The organism is bacterium (assembly GCA_040753555.1).
Lineage (GTDB): Bacteria > UBA9089 > UBA9088 > UBA9088 > UBA9088 > JBFLYE01.
The window spans coordinates 1-10,949 of record JBFMDZ010000072.1; the positions used below are offsets into that span (position 1 = coordinate 1).

Consider the following 10,949-nt stretch of genomic DNA (forward strand, 5'->3'; position numbering starts at 1 on the left):
CACCCACCAAAAGGACATTGGGAAAATCAAGCCCCTTTGAAATCATCTGGGTTCCCAACAGAATATCAACGCTGCCAGCTTCAAATTTTTTAAGAATTTCTTCATGCGAGCCCCTTTTCTTTGTCGTGTCTATGTCCATCCTTAAGATTCTAGCATATGGAAACATACCTTTAAGCTCAGCCTCTATCCTTTGGGTTCCAAAACCAGGGAATTTAAGCCGAGAGCCCTTGCATTTTGGGCAAAGATTATAGGCACCTCTTTTATATCCACAATAATGGCATTTAAGGCTTTTGTCCTGTGAATGAAAGGTTAAGGTAATATCACAATTTACACACCCTGGGATAAAACCGCAATCATAGCATTGAAGGAAGTTTGAATAGCCCCTTCTATTAAGCAAAAGGATAATTTGCCCCTTTTCCTCTAAGGTATAAAAAATGGCATCCTTAAGCCGTCTGCTAAATATTGTCTCCTTTTTTTCGCCTCGCATATCCACAATCTCAACCAGAGGAAGGGGCCTTTTTTCAATCCTGTTTGGCAAATGAAGGAGGGTATACTTGCTTTGGGCATTATAGAAAGATTCTAATGAGGGGGTTGCACTTCCTAAAATACACACGCAATTTTCTATCTTTGCCCTCATAATCGCCAAATCCCTTGCATTGTATCTCGGATTGCTTTCCTGCTTGTATGAGGTTGATTGCTCCTCATCTACAATAATGAGTCTTAAATTCCTTGTCGGAGCAAATAGGGCGCTCCTTGCCCCAACCACAATAGAGGCATCCCCCATTCTTATCCTTTGCCACTCAATAAGCCTCTGTTTTCCCGTAAGCCTTGAATGGAGGATGGCAGAGCGAACTCCAAATCTCTCTTTGAACCTGTTTATTATCTGCGGTGTAAGGGAAATTTCAGGAACAAGAACGATAGCAGAGCCGCCATCTTCAATTGCCTTTTCTATCACCTGAAGATAGACCTCGGTCTTTCCACTTCCGGTTACCCCATATAAAAGGGATGTATCAAATTTTCTTGCCTTAATTGACCTGCACATCCTTGATATGGCATATTCTTGCTCTTTGTTTGGGGTAAAGGCTGGTTTTACACAAAGAATTTCTTCGGCTTTTTCTTCCAAGGGATACCTTTTTATTTTACCCTTGGGAATAAGCAAAGATAGGGCATCGCCAAAAGAGGCGAGGTAGTATGAAGAAATCCAGCCACAAAGCTCAATCAGGGAGGAAGAAATGAGAGGCTCGTCATCAAGAATGCTAATTATATCCTTTATCCTTTTTGCATAATCTGGGGTTTCTCTTCTTTCAATGAGCCATCCGACCACCTCCCTATTCCTTAAGGGAACAAGCACCCTCTTTCCAATTTCACAAGATGTTTCTAATTCTTCTGGGATGCGATAGGTGTATAAGCCTTCCTTTGGAATTCTTAAGGCAATTTTGGCATACATTTTTATGCAAAGATATTTCTGTAGATACACTACATCAACTTCACATGACAAAAGTTTCCCATGTATCCTGCCATTTTTGAGCTTTATCAAGAAACATAGCAATATTATTACATCAATAGCACGAATCATCAAGAAATATTTACCCCGTTAGAAAGTTTCGTAGAACTGCAGTTAAAGCCCATAATATCGTTATCACAATTATTTATAGGCTTTCTAACGGGGTGAATCATCAGATTCTATGGGAGTTATCAACCAATCTTAAAAGATGCTTAGCACCTGGTGGGATTGGATTAAGGAAAACATTTAGTGAAGTAAGGATTTGATTCCATTCTTCAAGCTTTTTCTTACTTTTTCTCATAAGAATTCAGCCCCATTATCAAGTCTTATTCTTATTGAATTTCTCACATTACAAGCCCTCATCTCAAAAGCATAGTAAAGGCTATAAACATAAATCCATAGGCAGAACTTATAGTATCTTCCATCACTTAGTGCAAAAATAGATAGTGTGTGTTCTGTTAAAAATTCATTCACTTTAATAAATAGTCACGAGAGCACTATTACATTGTAACGCAAATTATTAAAGGAAAGAAATTCAATTTTTGCATTGGACATTGAAATTACTCCTTCGTGGTTTAATCTCTTTTAGTCTAACTGTATATTGCAACAATTTATGCAAGATACTATAAAGCAAAAAGACATTATTTAACTTTTAATGTTACAATGCACTAGTATCCAGGCACAGGTGATCAGCTCACCTGAATCATGAAACCCAATGGTTGGGGTTAAGCTATGCAAATAAACCCCAAAAGAAACAAAGAAAACAAGAATGCCAAAGATGTAATCTATTGTTTTAAAAGGGATTAATGGCTCATCTTTACTTTTCACAAACCCATTATATCAAGCCTTTAGCCCAAAAGTCAATCGTAGGTTGGATTTGCTAATTTTTGGAAGGTATTTTACAAAACCCTAGCATTCTCTAGTGCAAGTTTCAATCTTGGCTCCTGAAATGCATATTCCTTTAAAGCCCTTTCTATTCTTTCTTCCCTTTCCTCAAGCTCTTTTGCCTTTCTAACAGCAGGGGCAAGGGCAGACCTTCTATCCCAAAGAACAAAGCCAATAAGGGCAAAGATGCCTGCCAGGACAGCATAAAGAAGATTCTGTAAAGCCTCTATCCTTGTGTTTATATCTCCTCTTAAATCGTCTATTAGTTTATCTACTTGATCTATCCGTTTATCTACATGCTGAATTTCTTCTTTTACAATCTTTCTTATCTCGTATCTATTCAGGTTATGACAAGTTATATCTTTATGAAGACAAGAGATATGAGACATCAGGCTTCAAACATTTTTCTTCATTTTAGTCTGTTGTCTGTGGTCTACTCAAGGTTTTTAAGAAGATAAGCATAGGGTTCATAATTAAGACAAGTTGGTTAAGAAAGGTGAATAGTTACAGAAAAAGATTGAGAAAAATTTAACATATCCCTATAATAGAGGATGAGTTACGAAATTTATTCATTCTCTCAATATAATTATACTATTAGAAATGAAATCTTGACAAATGGCTGATTGTGGAATATTTGGGGTTTTTGGTTTGCAAGATGCGGCTTTCTCTACATATCTAGGCCTATTTGCCCTACAACATAGAGGCCAGGAATCCTGTGGGATTGTATCATCTGACGGCAATTCCCTTTATCTTCATCGCCAAATGGGTCTTGTCTCCTCTTTTAATAAAAATGATTTAAGCAGGCTTGCTGGAGATAAGGCAATTGGGCATATAAGATACTCAACAGCAGGGCTTTCAAGGATAGAGGAGGCACAACCATTTCTAATAACATATAATGGAGGCTTACAGATTGGCCTTGCCCATAATGGGAATATAGTAAATAGTGGACATTTAAGGGGAAGGCTTGAAAGGGAGGGAGCAATATTCCAGACAACATCAGACTCTGAGGTAATCCTCCATAGAATAGCAAGGGCTAAACAAAAGGATTTTCTCTCTAGCCTAATCCATTCCCTATCCTTAATAAAAGGGGCATATTCCCTTATTTTTATTCTAAAGGATAAACTTGTTGCTGCAAGGGATCCATTCGGCTTTAGACCTTTATCTATTGGAAGAAAAAAGGATGCATTTTTTATCTCGTCTGAGACCTGTGCCTTTTCTCTTATCGGAGCAGAATACATAAGGGATGTAGAGCCCGGTGAGATTGTTATTATAGATAAAAATGGATTAGAATCCTTTAATTTTGTTAAAATTTCTTCCCAGATTGCCATTGATGGAATGCAATATAAAATAGGTGATTATGATCTTCCCTATAAAATAAGAAATTCATATTGCATCTTTGAACACATTTATTTCTCCCGTCCAGATAGCCTTATCTTCTCCGAAAAGCCTTATGAAGTAAGGAAAAGGCTTGGAAGGCAGCTGGCAAGAGAAGCAGGGGTCAAAGCAGATATTGTTATCTCTGTTCCAGATTCAGGAACAATTGCAGCACTTGGTTATTCTGAAGAGGCAAAAATCCCATTTGAATCTGCCCTAATACAAAATCATTATATTGGAAGGACATTTATCTATCCAAAGCAAAAGATAAGGAAAGCAGGTGTTGAGATAAAGCTTAACCCTGTTCCTGAAGTATTGCAGAATAAAAGGATTATCGTTGTTGATGATTCAATTGTCAGGGGAACAACCTGTAAAAGGATAATAAAAATGATAAGAGATGCTGGCGCAATTGAGGTTCATCTTAGAAGCTCCAGCCCTCCTATAAAATACCCCTGTTTCTATGGCATAGATACACCGAAAAAAGAAGAGCTTATTGCAAACAATAGCTCATTAGAAGAGATAGAAAAATTTATGGATGCAGATTCTGTAAGATATATCTCTTTGGATGGAATGCTTCTTTGCGTAAAAAACCCAGATAATTATTGCACAGCCTGTTTTTCTGGAGACTATCCAATTTTGTAAAATGTATAAATTAACCGAAAGCGATAAGGCTCTTATAAAAATGGCGCTTAAGGAGGATATAGGAAAAAAAGACATTACATCCTCTGCAATTGCTTTTTCTTCCTTTATTGATGCCCAAATTATAGCAAAGGAAAAAGGGATAATTGCTGGAATTGACATTGCAATTAAGTGTTTTTTGGAGGTAGATAAAAAGATTGAAATAAAACGAATAATTAAGGATGGAGAAATGGTAAAGGATGGCTCAATTATCCTTGAGCTTTCTGGAAATGGTGAATCCATCCTTTCTTGTGAAAGAACAGCTCTAAATTTTTTAGGAAGCCTTTCTGGAATTGCAACCCTTACATCAAAATTTGTTGAGCTTGCATCTTGTTCTAAAATATATGACACAAGAAAAACAACACCGGGCTTTAGGAGGATGGAGAAATATGCTGTCCGAATAGGTGGTGGATACAACCATAGATTTGGTCTATTTGATGAAATTTTAATAAAAGATAATCACCTAAAGGTTGCAGGTGGAATAAAAGAGGCAATTTTAAAGGTAAAAGAAAAACATCCAAAGAAAAAGATAGAGGTAGAAACAGAAAACATAGAGCAAGTAAGGGAGGCGATATCACAAGGTGCTGATATTGTTATGCTTGATAATTTCGATATTCCAAGGATGAAAGAGGCGATTTTCATTATACGAAAGGAAAACAAGGGAATAAAGATAGAGGTTTCAGGTGGTATAAATCTATCAAATGTAAAAGAAGTAGCAATCCTTAATCCAGACATTATATCTATAGGAGCCTTAACCCATAGTGCAAAGGCATTAGATGTAAGCCTTGAGATTTTATGAAAATTTGTCTTGTTTCTGCAAAGTCCTATGATGAGACAGAGGAAAAAATAAGGGAGGGCATTGAGGCAATTGGTGGAATTTCACAATTTATAAAAAGCGGCGATAATGTCCTCCTTAAGCCCAATCTCCTTGGATTTTATAAGCCAGAGAGGCATATAACAACGCATCCATCCATTGTAAAGGCAATTGCAAGGCTTGTTAAAGAATGTGGAGCAAACCCAATAATTGCTGATAGCCCAGGTATGGGCATTTCTTACACCAAATGGTCTTTAAAGAGAACATACGAAACCTGTGGAATGGAAATAGAGGATGCCATATTAAATTATGATACATCTTCAATAAAAATGGACTATTTTGATATAATAAAGCCAGCTAATGATTGCGATTTTATAATAAATATTCCAAAGCTTAAGACACACACCTTAACAATTCTAACTGGGGCTGTAAAGAATTTCTATGGTTTAATCCCAGGTCTTACAAAGCTTTCCTACCACTCAACACATAAAGATAAGGAGAGCTTTTCAAAGATGCTATTTAGTCTTTTAGAGACAATTAAAAAACCCTCTCTTACAATTATGGATGGGATAATTGGAATGGATGGAGATGGTCCAGCAGATGGAAATTTAAGAAAGGTTGGCGTAATTATTATAAGCGAAGATCCTATCCTTGCTGACCTTGTTGCCTTAAAGATTGTTGGTATTCCATATTCTCTCATCCCGGGCTTTGACGAAAGGAAAGGTTTGCTTAAAAATGCAGAATTCTTCTCTGAACCAATAGAAAACCTTATCCTTAAGAAACCATTTTCCCTTTCTACATCTGCTTCCCCTTGGGGATGGCTTGGTTCTTACCTTAAGCCTATTCTTACTGTAAAGCCTGTTATAAGAAATAATTGCAATGCCTGTGGAACTTGCGTCAATGTATGCTTACAAGGTGCAATTAGAATAGAAAAACAGAAAGCAAAGATAAATGATGCCTTATGTATTAGATGTTATTGTTGCCAGGAATCCTGCCCAAATCAGGCAATTGGATTGAAAAGCTCTATCTCTAATAGGCTTGTTTCAAAAATAGCAAAGACAAGGTTTTACAGAATATTTGAGGAAATCTATCATAAATTAAGATAATGAAGCTATTTTATAAATACATTATAAAGGAGATAGGCATTATTTTTCTTGCCTCCTGCCTCTTTTTTATCTTTATCTTAACAATGGAGAGCGCATTTTCTATCCTTAAATTTGGATTTTCCCTTGATACATTTAAAATTTTCCTTTTACTTATCCCACAAGCCTTAGGGATGGGTCTTCCAATGGCATTTCTTATGGGCTTAATAACAGGTTTATCAAGGCTTTCTCCCCATATAGTTACTTTGCAATCATCGGGTATTAGTATGAGAGGAACAATTGTATTTATCCTTATTTTTTCCCTTTTTCTTTCATTTTTTGCAAGGTTTATAAATGGATATATCTCTCCGCTTGCAGGGTTTTCTCTTAAATTACTCTCTGATAAGATAACCAAAAAGGATATGTTGCTTGAGGAGAAGACATTTGTAAAGATAGAGGATAAAGAAATTTATGTGGATAGGATAAAGGATAGTCAACTAATGGATATATACATAACAGAGGGAAAAGGAGAAAGGATAATATTTGCAAAAAAGGGAAGGATGGAGAATGAGCTTCTTTTATTAGAACAAGGCTCTCTACATGAGCTTGATAAAAATGACCCAAAGATGTATCATATAATGAAATTTAGCTCGTTTGATATTCCAATTGATATAAAGGTGCTTTCCGAAAAAACATCAATCTCTCACCTTACACTTTCTGAGCTAAAAAGAAAAGAAAAGAACCCCTATATTTTAACAGAGCTTCATAAACGGCTTTCCATTTCCTTTGCCTGTTTTTTCCTTTCCTTAATAGCTATTCCACTTGGTATAAAGATAAAAAAAGAAAGGAGGATGTTTGGGTTAGGAGCATCAACCATAATTATCCTTTTGTATTACATTGTGTTTATCTTTTGTGAGGCACTATCAAAAAAAGGGGCTATTTCTCCAATTTTTCTATGGCTTCCAAATATGCTTTTTGGAATATGCGGTATTCCATTTTTCTTTAAGCTTTTAAAATGACCCTCCTTTCTAAATACCTCCTTACAACCATTATCAAGCCATTTATTATCACCCTTTTTTTGACAAATGGTCTTCTTCTTATTGGATATACCTTTTCTTCTCTTGATCTCTTTCTCACATATAAACCACATCTTCTTGTTATATTAAAATACATAAGCCTTAATATTCCCCAAAATCTTTTATTCACCTTTCCAATATCAGCAATCATAAGCATTCTTTCTTTAGGAACAAGGTTTGCAAAGGGTGAGCTTAAGATTCTTCTCTCATCAGGGATACCAAAAAGGGCTATTGTTTTTCCAGTCATTTGCCTCTTTTTTTTATTAAGCCTTTCTTTAGTTTTTCTTTCTGAATTTCTTATCCCTCAATCCAATAAAAGCCATATCATCCTTAAAAATGAAATAAAAGGGGTTATAAGCGAAGAAAAACCCATTTCTCTTAAGCTCTCTAATGCCTTTGTTCACATTGGCTCTCTAAAAAAAAATACAATTGAAAACCTTAAGATTCAAAGGGAAGACCTTATAATATTGGCAAAAATATGTGAATACAAAAATAGAAAATGGCATCTTACAAGCGGAATAGAAAGGAGGATAAAAAGGGGAGAGGTAGAGCAAGAGAAAAATATCCCTATATTAAATTTTTGCCTTCCAAAGCCTGATGAAATTAGACTTTTTACAGAATCCAGCTATGAGCTAATGAAACCAAGCATCCTTTTTAAGGCAATTAGGATTGCAAAGAGGTATGGAATAGAAGATAAAAACTATATTGAGGAGCTTCATTTTAAGGTAGCATTTTCATTCTCAAGCCTTGTTTTAGCAATGATTGGTCTTTCAATGCTTACAAGTGGTTTAAAATTTGGGCTATATGGAAATATAGGGATTGCCCTGCTTATCTCCTTTATTTATTGGGAAGGGATGCTATTTTTTAGTCAATTGGATATTTCTCCCCTTCTTGCAGGGTGGGCTTCTAATGTTATTGGTATATCCATTGCTTTCAGGCTTTTATCAAAATAAATGGGCTTGCTTTGACTTTTGACTTTTTATCACATTTGCATCTATCCCTCCCTTATAAAGCCTTATATTTATCCTATCATTCTCGGCTACATCTTGGGCATTCTTTATCACCTTTCCATCCTTGTATGTAATGCTGTAGCCCCTTTTTAATATTGCCTCTGGGCTAAGGGATGTTATAACCTCTAGCCTTGCAAGCCTTATTTTAAGAGAGGAAAAAATGGCTGAAATAGCCCTCTCAAGGCTTTGGGACAAATCATCAATCTCCTGCCTTTCTTGCTCTATTCTAAAGAATGGCTTTTTAAATGGATAGGATGAGGATATGGCAAATATTCTCATTTTTTGTTTGGATGCGATATTTCCCATTGCCCTAATTAACCTCTCTTTTGCCAGTTTCATTCTTTGGCTAATATCCTCCCTTATTTTCTTAAGAATCTCGCCAGCTTGTGTTGGCGTTGCCGCCCTTATATCAGCAACCATATCAGATATGGTATAATCTGTCTCATGGCCAACAGCAGAGATTACAGGAATTTCTGATGCAAATATTGCCCTTGCAACAATTTCTTCATTAAATGACCATAAATCCTCCAATGAACCACCACCCCTTCCAACAATTAAAACATCTGGCTTTTCTTCTAATTTATTCATCATTATTATTGCAGAGGCAATCTCACCTGCTGCCCCCTCTCCTTGAACCTTTACGCCATATATGATTATTTCTATATCTGGAAGCGTCTTTAAAAGGTCTTTAATTGCCGCACCTGTTGGGGATGTAATAATTCCAATTCTCTCTGGTAAAAATGGAATGGGTTTTTTATGTATTGCCTCAAACAACCCCTCTTTTTTAAGCCTTTCCTTTAATTCCTCAAATTTCTGCCAGAGCAACCCTTTTCCAACAGGCTCAATAAAGGAGACAATTATCTGATATGTCCCCCTCTTTGCATAAACACTTATTTCTCCATAAACATTTATGTGCTCTCCATCCTTTGGAATCTTTAAGCCTTTTTTAAATACAACACAATCTATCTGGGAAAGGGCATCCTTTAGTGTAAAATATGTATAGCCAGAGCTTGCTGTTTTTATGTTTGACACCTCGCCACAGACCCAAATAGATGGAAATGCGCTTTCCAAAATGAGCTTTATTTGGGTTGTTAACTCAAAAACACTAAAGATTTTTCGTTCATTCATAATGGAATTACATTGCAGCAAAAATTTTATTTTGAATTGGAAAACATTTTTTTATAAAGTTTATCGCTTATTCTAAACCCTAAATCTTTCAATTGGTCAACGACTTTCTTTTTGTCTATAGGAAATCCTCTTTCAATTGCTAAATCTATAATCCCTAAAACCCCTATTGTATTTACATTCATCAGCTCTGCCATATTCCTTGCTGCTCTTTCATCTATTAAGGCATAATCAAGATTTAATTCTTTACAAAGAATAATAACCTCGGCTTCCCCTTTCCCCAAGATGGGTGTTAAAGCATCAACAACTACCCTATCATTAACATTTTTCTTTAATATCCAACCATCTTTTATAGCCCATTCTGTATCTTCACAGCCTGCCTCACCTTTTCCATTGACAACAACTTCATCATATACGGCATCTGGAGTGTACACCTCTAAAAATAACTCTTTTAGTAATTCAAAGAGACCTATTTGCGATAGCCCAATAAGACAACTATACGCAAACAAAATTGGTTTTCAAGTGTCAACAACCCCTATTATCTGAAATTTTTCTGTCAGTAAGCTCTCTAATTCTCCTTTATAACTTCCAAAATTCTCAAAGAATTCATGAACTATAGCCTTAAACTTATCAAATCTCTCATAGTATTTGCCTCTTATTACTTTACCCTTGAAGAATTTCCATACACGCTCAATGGGTTTTATCCTTAAAGTTTGTTAGATACTCTTTTATTTCTTCTTAAATGGTAATATTTGGCATTGTCAGCTATTCCCTTGATATTTTTTGCCTTTGGGCTTGGCTTTTCTATTTTCTTAAAACAACTTCTTACAAGATAAGGAGTTAATTGTATCATCTTCTCTTTCTATAATCTTCTTTGTTTCAATGTCTAAAGCACCATCCCTGATTATCCTTATGAACGACCACTATTACTTAAAGTTTGCATTTCCTCTCCCTTTTCTATTCCGTCTCCCACCCTGGCATTGAGTTATATTGGGGACAAACGGCATCTATGAAGTATATCTTATCATCTTTTTCCTTATTGGCTTTTAGTTCCTCATATTTCTTAACAAATGCTTCTTGTTTTTCTTTATTAGCCTTACAGGGAACCAATCGGGTTTTCTTGTATACAAATCCTAATCTATGTAAAAGACAAACCTTCCAACTTAAGGTATATTTTTTCCCAAATCTTTGTTTAACAATCTCACATATCCCCTTTGCCGACCTTATTAAATGCTTCTTTAGATGGCTTTTTAATTCTTCTTCTTGGGGCTTTTGACAACTTTTTAAGAATAGCCATTATAATTTACATCCAATAGCTTATCTATTCCCTTTTCCTGGTATATCTTCTTGTAATTGTTTATACTTACCTCATCCAAAAGCAACATCTTTTTTATCTCTTTA

General features: G+C 35.6%; 11 protein-coding genes and 1 pseudogene. 5 read left to right on the forward strand and 7 right to left on the reverse strand.

Annotation, left to right across the window (positions count from 1 at the left end; genetic code table 11):
- The 3 genes and pseudogenes from priA to AB1630_07060 all read right to left on the reverse strand — a co-directional run.
- The coding region (gene priA, locus AB1630_07050; GenBank protein ID MEW6103550.1) for a primosomal protein N' at positions 1 to 1,447 on the reverse strand (1,447 nt) is incomplete at its 3' end.
- A 235-nt stretch (positions 1,448 to 1,682) separates the two neighbouring features.
- Positions 1,683 to 1,867, reverse strand: a pseudogene (locus AB1630_07055) (IS481 family transposase).
- 536 nt (positions 1,868 to 2,403) lie between these two features.
- Positions 2,404 to 2,778 (reverse strand): hypothetical protein, encoded by a 375-nt coding sequence (locus AB1630_07060; protein MEW6103551.1) that lies wholly within the window; start codon positions 2,776 to 2,778, stop codon positions 2,404 to 2,406.
- A gap of 226 nt (positions 2,779 to 3,004) precedes the next feature.
- On the opposite strand from AB1630_07060, the gene purF reads away from it, so the two are divergent.
- Genes purF through AB1630_07085 form a run of 5 tightly spaced genes read left to right on the forward strand, consistent with a single transcriptional unit; the run spans position 3,005 to position 8,366 of the window.
- Entirely contained in the window at positions 3,005 to 4,405 is a 1,401-nt protein-coding gene (gene purF / locus AB1630_07065) for an amidophosphoribosyltransferase (protein MEW6103552.1), read from the forward strand.
- A gap of 1 nt (position 4,406) precedes the next feature.
- A complete protein-coding gene (nadC, locus tag AB1630_07070; protein ID MEW6103553.1) occupies positions 4,407 to 5,240 on the forward strand; it encodes a carboxylating nicotinate-nucleotide diphosphorylase in 834 nt (277 codons plus the stop codon).
- Positions 5,237 to 6,361, forward strand: coding sequence for a DUF362 domain-containing protein (locus AB1630_07075; protein ID MEW6103554.1), 1,125 nt, complete (start codon positions 5,237 to 5,239; stop codon positions 6,359 to 6,361). The genes nadC and AB1630_07075 overlap by 4 nt, the downstream gene beginning before the upstream one ends.
- Positions 6,361 to 7,356, forward strand: coding sequence for an LptF/LptG family permease (locus tag AB1630_07080; GenBank protein ID MEW6103555.1), 996 nt, complete (start codon positions 6,361 to 6,363; stop codon positions 7,354 to 7,356). Before AB1630_07075 ends, AB1630_07080 begins: the two co-directional genes overlap by 1 nt.
- Positions 7,353 to 8,366, forward strand: a complete 1,014-nt coding sequence (locus tag AB1630_07085; protein MEW6103556.1) for an LptF/LptG family permease — start codon at positions 7,353 to 7,355, stop codon at positions 8,364 to 8,366. Before AB1630_07080 ends, AB1630_07085 begins: the two co-directional genes overlap by 4 nt.
- Here the strand turns inward: AB1630_07085 and xseA are convergent.
- The 4 genes from xseA to AB1630_07105 all read right to left on the reverse strand — a co-directional run bounded on the left by xseA (position 8,358) and on the right by AB1630_07105 (position 10,775).
- Complete coding sequence (gene xseA / locus AB1630_07090) at positions 8,358 to 9,551, reverse strand: exodeoxyribonuclease VII large subunit (protein MEW6103557.1); 1,194 nt, start codon at positions 9,549 to 9,551, stop codon at positions 8,358 to 8,360. The two genes, AB1630_07085 and xseA, sit on opposite strands and share 9 nt — an antisense overlap.
- A gap of 26 nt (positions 9,552 to 9,577) precedes the next feature.
- Positions 9,578 to 10,057 (reverse strand): DUF3368 domain-containing protein, encoded by a 480-nt coding sequence (locus AB1630_07095; GenBank protein MEW6103558.1) that lies wholly within the window; start codon positions 10,055 to 10,057, stop codon positions 9,578 to 9,580.
- Between the two features lie 197 nt (positions 10,058 to 10,254).
- Positions 10,255 to 10,401 (reverse strand): hypothetical protein, encoded by a 147-nt coding sequence (locus tag AB1630_07100; protein ID MEW6103559.1) that lies wholly within the window; start codon positions 10,399 to 10,401, stop codon positions 10,255 to 10,257.
- Between the two features lie 104 nt (positions 10,402 to 10,505).
- Positions 10,506 to 10,775 (reverse strand): winged helix-turn-helix domain-containing protein, encoded by a 270-nt coding sequence (locus AB1630_07105; protein ID MEW6103560.1) that lies wholly within the window; start codon positions 10,773 to 10,775, stop codon positions 10,506 to 10,508.
- Between the last annotated feature and the right edge of the window lie 174 nt (positions 10,776 to 10,949).

Bases quoted from the DNA above. Each gene is read 5' to 3' on its own strand.
- AB1630_07060 (MEW6103551.1), bottom strand. From the start codon at position 2,778: ATGTCTCATATCTCTTGTCTTCATAAAGATATAACTTGTCATAACCTG.
- purF (MEW6103552.1), top strand. From the start codon at position 3,005: ATGGCTGATTGTGGAATATTTGGGGTTTTTGGTTTGCAAGATGCGGCT.
- nadC (MEW6103553.1), top strand. From the start codon at position 4,407: ATGTATAAATTAACCGAAAGCGATAAGGCTCTTATAAAAATGGCGCTT.
- AB1630_07075 (MEW6103554.1), top strand. From the start codon at position 5,237: ATGAAAATTTGTCTTGTTTCTGCAAAGTCCTATGATGAGACAGAGGAA.
- AB1630_07080 (MEW6103555.1), top strand. From the start codon at position 6,361: ATGAAGCTATTTTATAAATACATTATAAAGGAGATAGGCATTATTTTT.
- AB1630_07085 (MEW6103556.1), top strand. From the start codon at position 7,353: ATGACCCTCCTTTCTAAATACCTCCTTACAACCATTATCAAGCCATTT.
- xseA (MEW6103557.1), bottom strand. From the start codon at position 9,551: ATGAATGAACGAAAAATCTTTAGTGTTTTTGAGTTAACAACCCAAATA.
- AB1630_07100 (MEW6103559.1), bottom strand. From the start codon at position 10,401: ATGATACAATTAACTCCTTATCTTGTAAGAAGTTGTTTTAAGAAAATA.